This window comes from Arthrobacter sp. UYEF20 (assembly GCF_040546335.1).
Lineage (GTDB): Bacteria > Actinomycetota > Actinomycetes > Actinomycetales > Micrococcaceae > Arthrobacter.
In genome coordinates, this window is the sequence record NZ_JBEPNP010000002.1 from 87008 (window position 1) to 103036 (window position 16029).

Annotated in this window: 10 protein-coding genes; 6 read left to right on the forward strand and 4 right to left on the reverse strand. The window is 68.2% G+C overall.

All coding sequences use genetic code 11. From position 1 onward, the window contains the following. Window positions 1-81 precede the first annotated feature (81 nt). On the reverse strand, window positions 82-972 hold the full coding sequence (locus ABIB26_RS02920) for a LysM peptidoglycan-binding domain-containing protein (protein ID WP_354239427.1): 891 nt from the start codon (window positions 970-972) through the stop codon (window positions 82-84). A gap of 122 nt (window positions 973-1094) precedes the next feature. Here ABIB26_RS02920 and ABIB26_RS02925 point away from each other — a divergent pair, with 122 nt between their 5' ends. Beyond that, entirely contained in the window at window positions 1095-1709 is a 615-nt protein-coding gene (locus ABIB26_RS02925) for a hypothetical protein (RefSeq protein ID WP_354239429.1), read from the forward strand. A 73-nt stretch (window positions 1710-1782) separates the two neighbouring features. Here the strand turns inward: ABIB26_RS02925 and ABIB26_RS02930 are convergent, their stop codons facing one another. After that, complete coding sequence (locus ABIB26_RS02930) at window positions 1783-1998, reverse strand: helix-turn-helix domain-containing protein (protein WP_306916140.1); 216 nt, start codon at window positions 1996-1998, stop codon at window positions 1783-1785. A 149-nt stretch (window positions 1999-2147) separates the two neighbouring features. Here ABIB26_RS02930 and ABIB26_RS02935 point away from each other — a divergent pair, with 149 nt between their 5' ends. Genes ABIB26_RS02935 through ABIB26_RS02950 form a run of 4 tightly spaced genes read left to right on the forward strand, consistent with a single transcriptional unit; the run spans window position 2148 to window position 10610 of the window. Then, window positions 2148-2792 (forward strand): CpaB family protein, encoded by a 645-nt coding sequence (locus ABIB26_RS02935; RefSeq protein ID WP_354239431.1) that lies wholly within the window; start codon window positions 2148-2150, stop codon window positions 2790-2792. Next, the gene (locus ABIB26_RS02940) at window positions 2789-4102 is read left to right on the forward strand and encodes a CpaE/TadZ family protein (protein WP_354239433.1); all 1314 of its coding nucleotides are present in this window, start codon (window positions 2789-2791) and stop codon (window positions 4100-4102) included. Before ABIB26_RS02935 ends, ABIB26_RS02940 begins: the two co-directional genes overlap by 4 nt. Window positions 4103-4160: 58 nt before the next feature. After that, window positions 4161-9101 (forward strand): NAD-glutamate dehydrogenase, encoded by a 4941-nt coding sequence (locus ABIB26_RS02945; protein ID WP_354239435.1) that lies wholly within the window; start codon window positions 4161-4163, stop codon window positions 9099-9101. Between the two features lie 39 nt (window positions 9102-9140). Next, window positions 9141-10610 (forward strand): sensor histidine kinase, encoded by a 1470-nt coding sequence (locus ABIB26_RS02950; protein ID WP_354239437.1) that lies wholly within the window; start codon window positions 9141-9143, stop codon window positions 10608-10610. A 122-nt stretch (window positions 10611-10732) separates the two neighbouring features. Here the strand turns inward: ABIB26_RS02950 and ABIB26_RS02955 are convergent, their stop codons facing one another. After that, on the reverse strand, window positions 10733-10981 hold the full coding sequence (locus ABIB26_RS02955; protein WP_003804966.1) for a WhiB family transcriptional regulator: 249 nt from the start codon (window positions 10979-10981) through the stop codon (window positions 10733-10735). A gap of 238 nt (window positions 10982-11219) precedes the next feature. Here ABIB26_RS02955 and ABIB26_RS02960 point away from each other — a divergent pair, with 238 nt between their 5' ends. Further along, window positions 11220-11684, forward strand: a complete 465-nt coding sequence (locus tag ABIB26_RS02960; RefSeq protein ID WP_354239439.1) for a hypothetical protein — start codon at window positions 11220-11222, stop codon at window positions 11682-11684. A 27-nt stretch (window positions 11685-11711) separates the two neighbouring features. Here ABIB26_RS02960 and ABIB26_RS02965 read toward each other — a convergent pair whose 3' ends face one another. Further along, the gene (locus tag ABIB26_RS02965) at window positions 11712-15929 is read right to left on the reverse strand and encodes an FtsK/SpoIIIE domain-containing protein (protein ID WP_354239441.1); all 4218 of its coding nucleotides are present in this window, start codon (window positions 15927-15929) and stop codon (window positions 11712-11714) included. Window positions 15930-16029: the final 100 nt, after the last annotated feature.

The window sequence follows — 16029 nt, forward strand, 5'->3', positions numbered from 1 at the left end:
TCTCTTTTGCTGTAGGTCTTTGGTGCCGAGGCCCCGACGGGCGGTGCCTGGTGCGTCGTGGCCGCGTTCCCGGCGTCGGCCTTACTCTCCGGGGGGAAGTCTGAGGACCTGGCCCGGACGCAGGAGGTGGGGGCTCTCTCCGATGATCGCCCGGTTGGCCTGATACAGCCGGGGCCATTCCCGGGCGATGTCGACGTCCGACGCGAACGGCCCGAGCCCGGCCGCGGCCAGGCTCCAGAGTGAATCCCCGGAACGGACTGTCACCTCGGCGCGTGACCCCGCGGGATCTTGCGTGCGGAGCTGACGCGCCGCCAGTGGGCCGGGCTCCACGGCGGGGGCGCGCGGCGTCCATTGCGGGGTGACGTCGGGCCCGGGAGCGGCGGGACTCGTCGCGGGACCGGTACCGGTACCGGTACTGGTCGCGGGAGCAGGGGAGGGTGTGTCAGCCTGGGATGCCGGGGCGGCAAGGTCGAGCATGCGGCGGGGGAGAACCAGGCCTTTGGCAGCCGCTGGGGTGGGGGTCCACTGTGCGGAGAGGGCCGGCGGGGGGAAGGAACGGGGGTCGGGGCCCGGGGGCGGCGTGGCCGCGGTGGCCAACGGCGCCGCGAGCAGCTGGAATCCGACGGCGGCCAGGGCGAGGCGTCGCATGAACGCGGGGCTGAATTTGCCTGCGGCCGTCGCGGCACGGGTCCTGCCGCTGCGCTCAAGCAGCGCCGCGGCCACCGCGGCCGTGAGCGACATGACCCACCACGTGATCACGATCAGGCCGGTGGTGTTGGCAATGATGCCGAGCTGGTCCTCGAACGCGAGTGACTGCTGCCGCGCCGAGGAGGAGCGCCAGCGCTGCACGAGGCTGCTTCCGGTTCCTGCCAGGAAGAAACCCAGCAGCAGAATCACAACGGCCATTGCGGCGTCGGCCGCCGGGAAGTGCCGGGGTGCCGATCTCAGAGGCGAAGACTCTTCACTGTCCATGACGTCCACTTTCATTCCCACGTAATGTCGTTTGATGCAGTTTGATTCAAGTTGATGCACTTTGATGTATTTACTAAAGTGTGATCCACGTCATGGTGATTTGTCTAGGAGCCGCCGGATTTGTGTGGATTGACCCCGAATGGGCGTGCGCCTACGCTGGCGCCATGCGTTGGGACACCCTGTTCACCGATCTGGAGGCACAACTGGCCGCCAGCGAGCGGCTTGATCTGGATGCTGAAATCGCGGAGCGGATGCGCGCGGAAGCGGCGGCCGTGGAGCTGGCAGACAGGCTCCGCGGATCACTCGGCCTGCCGATCAGCGTCCAGCTCTCCTCCGGAACGGTGTTCGAGGGCACCCTGAGCCACGCCGGCAGTGAGGCGCTGGTCTTGAATGAGCCGCGGCACCAGGTCTTGATCCCGTACGCGGCCGTGGTCCAGTACCTCGGGTTGTCTCTCCTGGCGGTTGGCGAGCCATCCAGAGTCCGTCAGCGGCTCGGCCTGGCGAGCGCCTTACGGGGGTTGGCGAGGGACCGGACGCGCCTGGCCGTCCTGGCAGTGCGGGGCGCGGCCGCAGAAACCGCGCTCCATGGCGTGATTGACAGAGTGGGGCGCGACCACCTGGACCTCGCAGTGACGGAGGAGGGGGAGGACCGGCGTGCGGCCAACGTGCGCCAGATGGTGACCATTCCGTTTTCCGCGTTGGCGGCACTCAGATCGGCCCGGATGGCGGAGGCATAGCGGGCTGGTGTCAGCGGAAAAGCCGCGGGCGGGTACTCTCGCCAGGGCGGCGCGGCGCCGCAAGACCGCAGGCTCAGACGGTCTTAGACTTGGCCTCTGCGATCATGCGGCTAGCCTCGGCGTAGCGCTCCTCGATGTATTGCTCGAGCATCTTTTCCTCCACACGCCACTGGCCGCGGCCGCCCACTTGGATGGCTTTGAGCTCGCCGCTGCGCACCAGCGCATAGGCGGCCGGAGCATTGATCTGGAGCTGCTCGGCAACATCTGCCAGGGTCAGGAATCGGGGCATAACCCCATTTTGCCACCGATGGGTTCATCTGGTGCCGTTATCCACACATTGAACTTGTTTGGCCCCGCATCTTCCCGTCCGGGCCTGCGACACGTCACAATGAGGGTTCCCGGCACCACCAGCCGGGGTGACAGACAGGGAGCGGGCGCATGGGCGTGAGCACGGTGGCCGGCGGTGCGCGGCTGAAGAAGCCTTCCTGGAAGGATCCCCGTCTCGTCGTCGGAATCCTGCTCGTGCTCGCCTCGATGACAGGAGTCATCGCGCTGGTGGGGGCCGCCGACCAGACCACGGAGGCGTACGCCGCACGGGAACCGATCGCCGTCGGTGAGAAAGTGACTGCGGACAAGCTGAACCGGGTAAAGGTCCGCCTCGGCGACGTCGAGCCGCACTACCTGACTCCGGAGGCGGGCCTGGGTGAAGGGCTCGTCGCAGTTCAAAGGATCGGCAAGGATCAGCTGGTGCCGCGTGACAGCACGGGGTTGCTCGACCTCCTGGACCGCAAGCCGGTGGCCGTCACCATCGACGAGATCCTTCCCGGACAGGCTGTGGCCGGCTCCAGGGTGGATGTCTGGGTGGCCCTTCCGGATACCCGCAACGGCTTCAGGCAACCCGCCCTGCTGCTCCCGGGGGCGGAAATCGCCCAGATCACTCCTGGCACCACCGCTCTCCGTTCTGCGCGGTCAACTGTTGTGATGGTCCTGGTCAAGGACAGCCAAATGCCGGAATTGCTGGGGGCGCAGGCCAACAAGGCAAAAATATCGGTCGTCTGGAATCCGGGCGGTACCGCCCAATGAGCATTCCGGTCGTGACCGTCGGGCGTTCGAGCGAAGACCTGGTCGGCGGGCTGGAGCGCCTCCACGGGCCGGTGTCCGTCGTCAGGCGATGCAGTGAACTCGCGGAACTGCTGGCTGCCTGCCAGAGCGGACTGGCCCGGGCTGCCGTCGTGGCGGAGGGCAGCGAGGAGCTGTCGGCGTCGCTGGTGGACCGGCTGTCAGCCGTCGGGGTAGCTGTCCTGGCCCTGACAGACAATCCGGCGGAAATGACCCGGCTGCGGGGGATAGGGGTGGTCGCCGAGTTCCCTGGCGTCGACGCCGCCGCCCTCGCCAGCCTGATCACAGGGGCAGTGGCGCAGCTGAGCGGAGCGGGGCCCCGGCCGGCATTGGGAGCCGACCTCGCCTTCACCGGGGCCGGGACCGCACTCCGCCCGTCCGACGGCGGTGCGGGCCGTTCTCAGGATGGTTCAGGGGCGGGGCAGATCATCGCCGTCTGGGGCCCCGCAGGCTCGCCGGGCAGGACCCTCATAGCTGCCAACATCGCCGGGGAACTCGCCGCGGAAGGCAATTCAGTGCTGCTGGTTGACGCTGACAGCTACGGCGCCAGCGTCGCGGCCATGCTCGGCCTGCTCGATGAAGCGGCCGGGCTGGCGCAAGCCTGCAGGCTTGCAGACCAGGGCCTGTTGGATGGGGACGCGCTGCGCAGGATCGCCACCCCGGTGGCCATCAAGTCCGGGACCTTCCGGGTACTCACCGGGATCACCCGTGCGGACCGCTGGACGGAGCTCCGCGCCGCCGCGCTCTCCCTGGTGCTGGACCGGGCGCGGGAGGTGGCCGACGTGACGGTCATTGACACCGGTTTCTGTCTGGAGGCCGATGAGGAGCTGAGCTTCGACACCATGGCTCCACGCCGGAACGCGGCGACACTGCGAAGCCTTGAAGTGGCGGACACGGTCTTTGCCGTCGGCGCTGCGGACTCCATCGGCGTGCCCCGGCTGGTCCGGGGCCTGGCCCAGCTGGAAGCCGCCGTTCCGCAGGCGTCACCGCGGATCGTGATGAACAAGGTCCGCGCCGCGGCCGTGGGACGGTCCCCTGAGCGGCAATTGCGCGAGGCCTGGGAGCGGTACGGACCGGGGATGGCGCTCTCCGGCTTCGTTCCGGCGGACACCGCAGCCGCCGATGCGGCGCTGCTGGCTGGCTCGCTGCTGCTCGAAACTGCGCCGGACTCCATGCTCCGAAGGGCCATTGCCAATCTCGTTTGTGCACCTGCCCAGCGAAATCGCAAATCCTCTGTGTTTTCTTCCACAGCGAAGCTCCTGTCAAAGGGCTAGGCTCGCCGTAGGGGCCGCAATGAGGCGGCCATGAACTTTTTGATGGAGGCGTTTGTCGATGTCGTCTGGGTCCAGCGTGGAGGATCAACCCGTTTCGATCGGTGCCGGGGAGGGGTATCTCGGGGACTATTACGAGCACCTTGCCGAAGACGACTCCCGCGGGTATGCGCAGGAAGTACTGACGGCCAGGGCCGAGACGCACCGCCAGGTCGCGGCCCAGCGGCTCCCCGGCATTGCCAACATCTCCATCGTTGACGAGCCGGACTGCAGCGTGGTCTACATCGTCACGGACGACATGCCCTTCCTCGTGGACTCCGTCAACGCGGAACTGGTCCGGCAGAAGTCCCCGATCCACCTGGTGATGCACCCGCTGTTCGTCGTCACTCGCAACCGCGGCACCGGCGAGCTCGTCAAGGTTGCGCGCGTTCCCTCCCACCTGGGCATCTCCAGCGGTGATACGGCCGCGATGCCCAACCTGTCCCACCTGATCGCTGAGGGCAACAACGCATCCCACATGGAATCGTGGATCGCCGTCGAGATCGACCGCGCCGACGACACCAAGCACGGGGAACTGGTGGAAGGTCTCGGCCGGGTACTGGGTGACGTCCGCGCCGCCGTCGAGGACTGGCCGAAGATGCGGAGTAAGGCTCAGGAGATCGCCCGGAACCTGGACAAAGTGGCCAACCCCGCCACGATCGCTGAACTCCGCCAGGCCCAGGAGCTGCTCCGCTGGCTGGACGACGGGAACTTCACGTTCCTGGGCTACCGCGAATATGATCTCAGGAACGAATCGGGCGAGGACGTCCTGGAACCGCGGGATGAGAGCGGCCTTGGCCTGCTGCGCGGGTCAGCCGACACCCCGCACCAGATCCAGCACCTCACCGAAGCCGGCCGGAAGAAAGCCCGCGAAAAACGCGCGCTCGTGGTCACGAAGGCCAACTCCCGTTCCACCGTGCACCGCCCGGCCTACCTGGACTACATCGGGGTCAAGAGCTTCGACGCGGCCGGCAACGTCAACGGTGAACGCCGCTTCATCGGACTCTTCGCCACGACCGCGTACGCCGGATCCGTCCGCGACATCCCGGTGGTCCGCGAAAAGGTGGCCGCCGTGCTGCGCGACGCCGGCTTCCCGCCGGATTCCCATTCCGGCAAAGACCTGCTGGGCATCCTTGAAACCTACCCGCGCGACGAGCTCTTCCAGATTGAAATTCCCGACCTCGCCGCCATCGCCACGGGCATCCAGCGGCTGCAGGAACGACGGCGCACCCGGCTGTTCCTCCGGCCGGACATCTACGGCAGGTTCATGTCCGCAGTCGTCTACCTTCCGCGTGACCGGTACACCACGAACGTGCGCCTGCGCATGGAAGAGGAACTGCGGGAGACATTCAACGCGGTGTCCATCGACTACGAGGCCCGGATGACAGAATCCGCGCTGGCGCGGCTCTTCTTCCGGATCAGGCTCCCCAAGGGCGCCGATGTCAGCAACATCAGCAGCGACGAACTGGAGAAGCGCCTCGTCCGGGCGGCACGGTCCTGGGGCGAAGGCATCTCCGAGGTCCTCCGCGCGCGCGCCGACGGCGGCAGGGCCGACCGCGCCCGCGCCGACGGCGGCGGGGCCGCCACCGCGGGGGCCACCCCCGCCGGGGAAGCTACCACCGGGGACAACACCACCAAGGAACTGGCTTCGATCTGGGCCGAGGCCTTCCCGGCCGGCTACCGGGTCGATTATGAAGTGGAAGATGCCCTGGAGGACATCGCCCGGTTCGAGAAGTACGGCGCCGCTGCCGAACGGGCCGGAGAAGGTGTCAAGGAAGAGCCCGGCGTCCACGTGTACCTTCCGGAGGGTGCCGGCGCCACGCTGGAGGAAGACGCCCGGGTCAAGCTCTACATGCTGGAGCCCAAGAGCCTGAGCCAGATCCTGCCGTACTTCCACAACCTCGGCCTCGAGGTGCTGGACGAACGTCCCTTTGAGATCGAGACCGCGGATCACCGCGACTTCTTCCTCTATGACCTCGGCCTGAAATACCCGGCCGGGGTGGACCCCCTCACGACGGGCCAACTGCTCGCGGCGTCCTTCGGCGCCGCCGTGACGGGTGCCGCGGAATCGGACAGCTTCGACCGCCTGGTGCTGCGTGAACGGATGCACTGGCGGCAGGTCATCGTGTTGCGTGCCTATGCGAAGTACATGCGGCAGATGGGCAACACCAACTCCTTCGAGTTCATGTCGGACACCCTGCTGGCCAACGCGGACGTCACCCGCGGGCTCAGCGCCCTGTTCGAGGCACGCTTCGATCCCTCGCTGGGTGAGGACGAACGCCGGATCAGGCAGGACGAGGTCCGGGCCGAACTGGACGCAGCCATCGAACAGGTCGCGACCCTCGACGCCGACAGGGTCCTGCGCACCTTCGCGAACCTGATCCAGGCCACGCTGCGGACGAACTACTACCAGAACAAGACCCACGTCAGCTTCAAACTGAATCCCGCCGCCATCGACGGGCTGCCGTTCCCGCGGCCCATGTTCGAGATCTGGGTCTACTCGCCCCGCGTCGAAGGCGTGCACCTGCGCTTCGGCAAGGTGGCCCGCGGCGGCCTGCGCTGGTCGGACCGGCGCGAGGACTTCCGCACGGAGATCCTCGGCCTTGTCAAGGCGCAGACCGTCAAGAACGCCGTGATCGTTCCCACCGGAGCCAAGGGCGGCTTCTACGCCAAGCAGCTCCCGGACCCGGCGTCGGACCGGAGCGCCTGGCTGGCCGAAGGCATTGAAAGCTACAAGACCTTCATCCGCGGCCTGCTGGATATCACGGACAACCTCATCACGACGCCGCACGGCGAGGCGCTTGTGCCCCCGGCCGGCGTCGTGCGCCACGACGAAGACGACTCCTACCTCGTGGTGGCGGCCGACAAGGGCACGGCGTCGTTCTCAGACATTGCCAACGGCCTCGCCGCCGAATACGGTTTCTGGCTCGGCGACGCCTTCGCGTCCGGCGGCTCGGTCGGCTACGACCACAAGGCCATGGGCATCACCGCCCGCGGCGCCTGGGAGTCCGTCAAGCGGCACTTCAGCGAGCTGGACCTGGACACGCAGTCCGAACCGTTCACGGTGGTCGGCGTCGGCGACATGTCCGGCGACGTTTTCGGCAACGGCATGCTGCTCTCGAAGCACATCCGTCTGCTGGCGGCCTTCGACCACCGGCACATCTTCCTGGATCCGACCCCGGACGAGGCCGTGTCGTTCACGGAGCGCCAGCGGCTCTTCGAACTGCCCCGCTCCTCCTGGGACGACTACGACAAGTCACTGATCAGCGCAGGCGGCGGCGTGTTCGCACGCCAGGCCAAGACGATACCCGTTTCGGCGCAGGTGAGGGCGGCGCTGGGGCTGCCGGACGGCACCACCCAGCTGAGCCCGCCTGAACTGCTCCGCACGATCCTGCTGGCGCCGGCCGACCTGCTCTACAACGGCGGAATCGGCACCTACGTAAAGGCGAGCACCGAGACGAATGCCGAGGTGGGCGACAAGGCCAACGACTCCATCCGGGTCGACGGCCGCGATCTGCGGGTGAAGGTGGTCGGTGAAGGCGGCAACCTGGGCATGACGCAACGCGGACGCATCGAGGCCGCGCTCCAGGGCGTCATCCTGAACACCGACGCGATCGACAACTCGGCCGGCGTGGACTGCTCGGACCACGAGGTCAACATCAAGATCTTCGTCGATCGGATGGCGGCGGCGGGAAAGCTTGACCCCGCCGAACGCGCCGGATTCCTGGCCTCGATGACGGACGAAGTCGGCCGGCTGGTGCTCCAGGACAACATCGACCAGAACATCCTGCTGCTCAACGACCGCATGCGGGTCTCCGAATGGAGTCCCAGCTACGAACGCCTGATGGACTGGCTGGAGAAGTCGGCGGACCTGAAGCGCGATCTGGAGGCGCTGCCCACCACGGAGACGCTGCAGGAGCGCCTCGAACAGGGCCAGGGGCTGACGGCGCCGGAGCTTTCCGTACTGGCGGCCTACGCCAAGATCGAGCTCGCGACGGCGCTGCGGGACAGTTCGCTGTCCGAGGATCCGTGGTTCCGTGAAACGCTCCGGGCATACTTCCCGAAGCAGCTGCGGGAGAGGTTCGACGCCGAACTGGACACCCACCCGCTGCGCCGGGAAATCATCGCGACGGTGGTGGCCAACGATATGATCAACATGGGCGGTATCACCTTCGTGTTCCGGGCGATGGAGGAGACCTCGGCCACCGAGGCCGCCGTCGCCAAAGCGTTTGTGGCGCTCCGCGAGGTCTATGAGCTGGACATCATGGTCGGGGAGCTAAATGAGCTGCCGGCTTCCTTCCCGACCGAGCACTGGAGTACCGTCCACCTGGACATCCGCCGGCTCCTGGACCGGGCCGTCCGCTGGGTTCTGAGCCAGAGCAACGCGTCCCGGCCGATCGCCGAGATCGTCGGGGAGTTCAAGCCGCTGATGGACCCGATGCGCGCCCGGCTGCTCGACTACCTGCGGGGCGATGACCATGCCCGGGTGTCTGCATGGCTGGAGAAGGCGCGCAGCTGGGAACTGCCCGAAGACCTGGCCCACCGCTGGGCGGAGCTGTTCGAAAGTTTCGTGCTGCTGGACATCGCCAAGATCGTCCACGTCAGCCCGGAGCCTGTGGAGAGCATCGCGCATGTCTACTACACGGTGTTTGACCGCTTCCACGCGGATTCCCTGCTGGAACGCATCACCAAGCTGCCCAGGCAGGACCGCTGGCAGGCGCTGGCACGCGCTGCCCTGCGCGACGACCTCTACTCGACCGTGTCGGACATGACCACCGCGGTGCTGGAGTCGACTCCTCCCGGAACCCCCGCGGAGGAACGGCTGGAGCTGTGGGAAAGCCAGAATGTCGAACAGCTGGACCGTGCGGAGAGCATGTTCGACGAGGTCAACGCCCTCGAGGCCGATGACATGGCCTCCCTGTCGGTAGCATTGAGGCTCTTGAGGTCAATCGTTCGACGCTAGGAGCAGCTTGCTGCCCGCCGCGTCGCAAATGGAGGTGCTGTGGCAATCTTTACGGACCCTATCAGGGAGCATGCTGATTTCGGCCCGGGGGATGCCGAGTGGCTTCACCTCCTGGTCGGCGACTGGCAGATGGTCGCCGACCTGGCGTTCGCGGACCTGGCGCTGTGGTTTCCGCATCCCGAGTTCGGCTATGTGGCGCTGGCCCATGTCCGCCCCTCCACCACGCATACGGTGTTCCACGCCGACTTCGTGGGGGAGGGGATCAGATCGGACCTGTTGCCGCTGGTCGCCAAGGCCTGGGAGAGCCGCACCATCGAGCGCTCAAATGAGACCAACTGGAGCAGCGATATGGCCCTGCGGGTCGAGGCTGTGCCGATGGTCCGCAACGGCCGGACGCTCGCCGTTGTCACGACGCACATGGATCTTTCCAGCTCGCGGATGCCGTCCCGGCTGGAGCTGACCTACCGGCAGTGCGCCTACGACTTGCTCCGGATGGGCACCCTGGGACTGTGGCCGGACTTTGCCTCGCCCACCGGTTCGCGCCGCGGCGCACCCCGGGTGGGGGACGGCCTGATCCGGCTCGACGCCGAGGGGATCGTCCAGTATGCGAGCCCCAACGGGGTGTCTGCCTTCCGGCGGCTTGGCGACGGCGAGTCGCTCGAAGGCCGGAGCCTTGCCGAGGTGACTGCGGGGCTCCTGAAGGACCGGCGCCTGGTCGATGAAACGCTGCCGCTGGTTGTCACCGGACGGATGCCGTGGCGCAGTGAAATCGAATCGCGGGGCGTCAGCCTGTCGCTGCGGGCCATCCCCCTGCGCGACGAAGGGCAACGGTTCGGGGCGCTCGTCCTGTGCCGCGACGTCTCGGAGCTGCGGCGGCGGGAGATGGAACTCGTCACGAAGGACGCCACGATCCGCGAGATCCACCACCGGGTCAAGAACAACCTGCAGACCGTGGCCGCGCTGCTGCGGATGCAGTCCCGACGCATGGTCAGTGACGAGGCCAAGCAGGGGCTCGAACAGGCCATGCGCCGGGTCGCGACGATCGCCCTCGTGCACGAAACGCTGTCCCAGGGCCTCACCCAGAGCGTCGACTTCGATGAGCTGATCGGGCGCCAGTTCCGGCTGTCCGCGGAGGTGGCCTCGCCGTCGCAGCAGGTGAAGACGCAGCGCTCCGGGCTGTTCGGCGAGCTGCCCAGCGACTTCGCCACCCCGCTGGCCCTGGTGATCAACGAGCTGGTGACCAATGCCGTCGAGCATGGGCTGGAGGGGCGGACCGGCACGGTCTGGCTGATCGCCGACCGCTCGGAAGGCGAGGACAGCGAGGAGCTGCTGACGGTGACCGTGGCGGACGACGGCGTCGGCATTCCCGAGAAGCCTTATGCGGAAGGCCTTGGCCTGCAGATCGTGCGCACCCTCGTCACCAGTGAGCTGGGCGGCAGCATCCGGTGGTCAGCGCGGGAGGGCGGCGGCACCGCCGTGCAGATCGTGCTGAGCCTGGCCACCCGCTGAGCCGCGCTGTTAACCGCGCAAGGGCCGCAGACCCTGAGGTCTGCGGCCCTTTGCTGCAGTCCCGCCCGAAGACGGGAACGTGCCGCCCGAAGACGGAAACGTGCCGCCCGAAGGCGGAAAAATCAGGAGGCGCGGCGGGCGCGTGCTGCGCGGCGCTTCAAGGCGCGGCGTTCGTCCTCGCTCATGCCGCCCCAGACGCCGGCATCCTGGCCGGATTCAAGCGCCCACTGCAGGCACGTATCCACTACCGGGCAGCGCCGGCAGACGCTTTTGGCTTCCTCGATCTGCAGGAGGGCAGGGCCGGTGTTTCCTACCGGGAAGAACAGCTCCGGGTCCTTGTCAAGGCACGCTGCGCGGTTACGCCAATCCATGCTGATCAGTCACTCCATTCCTGGGAACACGTTAAATGCCTTTGTGAAATTATTCACTAGGGGCTTCATAAGAAAGGGGCCCTCTGGGGCCCCTCGGTCATCTTGATTAAGCGTGTCACGTTAACGCTGTGTAAACAAGGGGTATTTGGGTTCGTAATGCCATGAAATCGTGAGCGATGCATCACATGGGCTGGCGGCGCCCTCACATTTAGACGACTATGTCCGGTACTCTGCCAGTGTGTCAAGACCCTCTGAGAACCCTTCCGAACCTGCCGGACCCGGCGCCGGGGGTCCTCCCGGGCAGGGTGTGCGGCCGGCCGGAATAACGGTCATCGCAGCAATTGTGGCGCTCGAGGCGGCCGCCCTGCTGATTGCTGCCGGCTGGTACGGAAGCCAACTGCTGACGGGAGCCCCGGTGCTCTCGTTCTGGGGTGCAGTATTCACGCTGGGATTGCTCCTTGGCTTTTCCCTCTGGCTCTTTGCCGTGGCCCGGTTCCTGTTCGGTGGATACCGCTGGCCGAGGGCGGGAGCCCTGGTGGCCCAGCTTTTCGCCCTCACCATCGGCTTCCCCACCCTGACGGGCGGATACCCTCTGGCGGGACTGGCCATGCTCGTGCCGGCCGCCGCCGCGATCGTGCTGCTGTTCGACAAGAGAGTCATCGCCTTCGCGTCCCGGACCGCTGGCGCCCCTCCGGCCCTGTAGCCACTTTCCGTCACGGCAAAGCGTCCGTCACGGCACAGCTTCCGGCGTGGCCGTGCCGGCGGCGGGATCCGCGGCCAGCTGCACCGCCATGGCCTGCCCGTCGGAGATCACGACGGCGCGTCCGGCCGGTGGGCTGGCCTCCAGCTCAAACCGGACCCCGAAAAGGTCTCCATCCATGAGGCTTCTGGGGCAGATCAGCACTCCTTTTCCGTGGCTGCGCGCGCAGTGCGCGAGGGGGACGCGCTGCTGAAGAGCCGGACTGAAACCGGCGGCCAGGATCACCGTCCAGCCGAGGCTGTTGAGGGAGAGCAGTTCACGGTTGGTTTCCTCGGACTGCAGGTCAAGATCGTCGGCCACCAGCACTGCCGCCCGATTCAGGGTGCCGGCACGGGCCTGGGCATGAGTCCCGGCCCAAAAATCCGCCGGATCCCCGCCGGCCCGAGGGTGCAGCCAGCCGCCACCCGATGGATTGAGGCCCGGGAGGGCTGCCAGCAACGATGTCTTCCCCGAGCTTGGACCGCCCAGGACAGCCAGGACGCTGCCGGCCGGGAGCGTGAGACTGACGGGCCTGAGATCGTCTCCACCCACCCCGAGGCAGAGGGAGACGGGCGCCCGGGACCCGGCCCGGGCGCGTCCCTCCACGGATGCGTCCGCCGGTGGGTCTGCGGGCCGGGGTCCCGCCGGTGGGTCTGCGTGCCGGCGTCCCGCCGGTGGGTCTGCGGGCCGGTGTCCCGCCGGTGCGGGGGCGCCGGCCCGGGCGAGCACGTCGGAGACGCTGACCCGCTGGGGCAGGGCTTCGGCCCTGAACGGCACCTGCCGCAACGACGACTCGGGACTCGTCAGCAGTCCGGGAGGCGGCGCCTCATAAAGCTGGCCGGCGCGGCCCGCCGCCGCAGCGTTCCCGGTGAAGGCGCCAAAAACGGCGACCCGGCCGGGAAGAGCCGGCAGCGCGGGCAGACGCGGCCAGGCAAGCCGGCCTTCCTCCGTTGAGCCGGCCGGCATGAAGATGCGGTTGGCGATACCGGCGAAAAACCGTGCTGTGGCCAGTTCGCGTTCGCCGGAGACGATGACGGTGATTCCCGCCTTCGCACCGTCCCGGATGATGTCCTGGACCAGGTCCTCGCCCCGGGCAAGCGGGCCTGACCGGAATACCGAAACCCACGAGCCCCAGCCGCAGAGGACGAGGACCAACCGCGGTGGGTCCGGAACAGCGGGCGCGCTGAGCCTCCGCGTCATTTCTTCGGCCAGGCGTTCCAGCACCCTGACCGCGCGGCGGGGTTCGTGCAGACCCGCCACGGCCCCGACCCTGGCCGACGCGGCGGTCCGGCTGAATGAACCGGCAGCATCAAGGATGTAGAGATGCGATTCCCGCTCCGCGGCCAACAACTGGTCCACCGCCAGGGTGAGGGCTGCGTCCGCGCCGCCCGCAGCCCCGCCGACCAGCCCCAGATGGCCGTGATCGGCCGGGTGCCAGCACAGCTCCGCGAGGCATTGCTGTTCCGGTAAGTCCAGCCAACCCAGCCGGACCGTGCCGCCGTCCCCGGACACCGCGGGCATTGCCTGGCTGGGAGGCGGGCCGCTGGGAACCGGGCGGACGGGAGGCGGGCCGCCGGCGGAGACGGCGCGCGGGAACGGAAGTAGCGTCGGGAGCGGCGCGGCGACCGGACGGCGCACCGGGCTGCCGCCCATGGCCGCCCACAGCCTGCTGCTTTCCGCTGCCAGCGCTGCCGCCTCCTGCACCCGTGTCCGCCCGGCTTCCTCCGCTTCACCGCTGCGCGCATCCTCGGGCGGCCGGCCGAGCCACTCGCCCGCGGTCAGCACGGTCACGGTTCGCGCGGCGGGCGGGGGCCGGTCCGGAGTGAGGGTGGCCGTCTGGAACTCTTCCGGCGCTTCGGTCCCCCTGGCCAGAAAGGCGCGCCCCGGACTGGCGATGGGGATGTCTGCCGCCAGCGCAGAATTCATGATGTCCATCGATTCCATCCCGGACTGGACGCGCAGGGCCACGCAGCTTGTGACATTCGCCCGGATGTCGGCCGTGATCGAGCCCTGCGGGCGCTGGGTGGCCATGACGAGGTGGATTCCCAGTGACCGGCCGATCGCCGCAATCCTCATCAGCTCGGTCAACGCTCCCGGGGCTTCGTCGACCAGCATCCTGAATTCGTCAACGACGATGACGAGGTGGGGGAGGACGGGTAGGGTCCGGTCCAGCGAGCGGTACATGATGAGATCGCGGGCCTGGGCGGACGCCAGCAATTGTTCCCTGCGGCGCACCTCAGCCCGGAGCGAGACCAGGGTACGGTCAACTTCCTGTATCCCGAGATCGCTCAGCATTCCCACGCAGTGTGGAAGCCCGGTCAGCGGGCCGAGCCCCGAGCCGCCTTTGAAGTCCACGAAGAGCAGGTTGATGCGGTCCGGCGGGTAGGTGGCAGCCAAGGCCGCCGCCAGCGTCCGGAGGAACTCCGACTTGCCCGAGCCTGTGGTGCCCGCCACCAGGACATGGGGGCCGTCGCGCTGCAGGTCCAGGTGGAGGGTTCCCTTCCGGCCTGTGCCGACCGGCACCGGCAGCCCCACCGTGTGGCCGGAATGTGCCCAGCGGCGGGCAACATCATTGGCGTCGAGGGGAAGGATCCCGGCCAGTGCGCCGCCGGCCGCCATGGCCTCCGGCCGGTCAGTGCACTGACGTCCGGCGGACCCCAGCCGGCGGCAATAGCGTTCAAACACCGGGGGAGGGACGAGGTCAGGCAGGAACGGGACCGCATCGGGGCCGCGTGTCAGCCGGGCCGTGCGCCCCCCGAGGGCAATGACGGAGCCCTCGGGTGGATCCGCGGGACGCGAGCAATCGATCACCTGCCAGCCCTTGCCGGCGGCTAGAGCGCTGAGTACGGCAGCCCGGGCAGTGCCTGGCGTCGTCGCGGGGATGAGCCCGCCGCCTGGGTCATCGAGGATGATCAGTACTCCGCGGTCACAGCCCGGACCCGGGCCGGCGCGCAGGTGGCTGGCCGTTGCGCCGTCGTGGCAGCACAGCGTCACCCGGGGGAGGAACCGTGCGGCGAGCGGGATGCACGCCGGGGAGCCGTGAATCAGGACCCGGGTCCGCCGGGCGGCAGGATAGCCGGCGAGCTGCAGGATGAAGGAGCGGACCAGCCCGGCCACGGCAGCCTCCGGGCCGGAGACAGCGGTGATGGCGGCGGGGTCGAGCGTCAGCGGCGCCAGGCCGAGTGGGGGTGGGAGGAAGAAGGGATCCGCCGGTTCCAGCCTGATGTTTGCCCGCTGCTCGGCGAGCCCAAGCCGCAGCCAGAGGGCGCCGGTTCCGGCGCGCGGTTCCTTGCCGTCGGCATCGCCGTGGGCGTTGTGGGCGCAAAGTTCCGCCGCGGACGGGGCGGACCGCCGTCGTCGTTCCATATCCTCGCGCGCAGCTGCCGCGAGGGCTGCCTTCAGCCCGCGACGCTGCCTCCGGCCGGACACCGCAGGGACCAGCATGGACGCGGCAGAGACCAGGCTGAAGGCCAGGAACATCCACAGCCCGGTCAGGAGCGCCAGGCCGACTCCGATGACCAGCGGCAATACTGCCGTGAGCAGCACCGTTGCGCGGCTGCCGTTAAACGGAGCGCTGTTCGCGGGACTGCGCACGGGTAGCGGCTCCGCAACGCTGCAGCCCGCGGATTCCGCCACCCCGGAATCCGCGGAACCGCCGCCGAAGATGAGGGACATCGTGGAATTGCCGCAACGGATCACCGAGCCGGTGGTCACCACCGCTTCGCGCACCCGCTTGCCGTCGACGGCGGTCCCGTTGGCGCTGTGCAGATCAACGATGGTCACCGCCGAGTCCGTGACGTCCAGCAGCGCGTGTTCACGGGACAGCTCGGCGTCCGGAAGGACGATTTCCGTCCCGCTCCGTCCGATCCGGAACCGCGCCCGCCGCAGCGGAACGATGGTCCCCGCGCCGGGACCGCTGTGCACGGCGAGGAGCAGCGGCGGAACCGCCGGGCGGCCCTGGCTGATGCCTGGGAGAGCCTGCGAGGCACCGTCCACCAGGACCGCCCCGTCACGCAGCGGCGGATCACCAACGCGCACGGCACGGACCGGAACCCCGTCCACCGTCAGCCCGCCCGTTCCGTAGCGCCTCGAGATGGCCTCTTCCAGGTCCGTGCCCGAGCACTCCGCGGGCACCTCGACGGCCAGCTCCACCGGGCCTCCCGCGAGCGCCGAACCTGGTGCCGGCACCAGGGTGCACTGGAATATCACTGGAACCTCACCGCAACATCACTGCAACATCACCGCAGGATCCTTTCTGCCGGAGCGGACTGTAGCCCACGCTAGAAGCGGCGGTGCGGTGGCGTCCCGG

Bases quoted from the DNA above. Each gene is read 5' to 3' on its own strand.
- ABIB26_RS02920 (WP_354239427.1), bottom strand. From the start codon at position 972: ATGGACAGTGAAGAGTCTTCGCCTCTGAGATCGGCACCCCGGCACTTC.
- ABIB26_RS02930 (WP_306916140.1), bottom strand. From the start codon at position 1,998: ATGCCCCGATTCCTGACCCTGGCAGATGTTGCCGAGCAGCTCCAGATC.
- ABIB26_RS02935 (WP_354239431.1), top strand. From the start codon at position 2,148: ATGGGCGTGAGCACGGTGGCCGGCGGTGCGCGGCTGAAGAAGCCTTCC.
- ABIB26_RS02940 (WP_354239433.1), top strand. From the start codon at position 2,789: ATGAGCATTCCGGTCGTGACCGTCGGGCGTTCGAGCGAAGACCTGGTC.
- ABIB26_RS02945 (WP_354239435.1), top strand. From the start codon at position 4,161: ATGTCGTCTGGGTCCAGCGTGGAGGATCAACCCGTTTCGATCGGTGCC.
- ABIB26_RS02955 (WP_003804966.1), bottom strand. From the start codon at position 10,981: ATGGATTGGCGTAACCGCGCAGCGTGCCTTGACAAGGACCCGGAGCTG.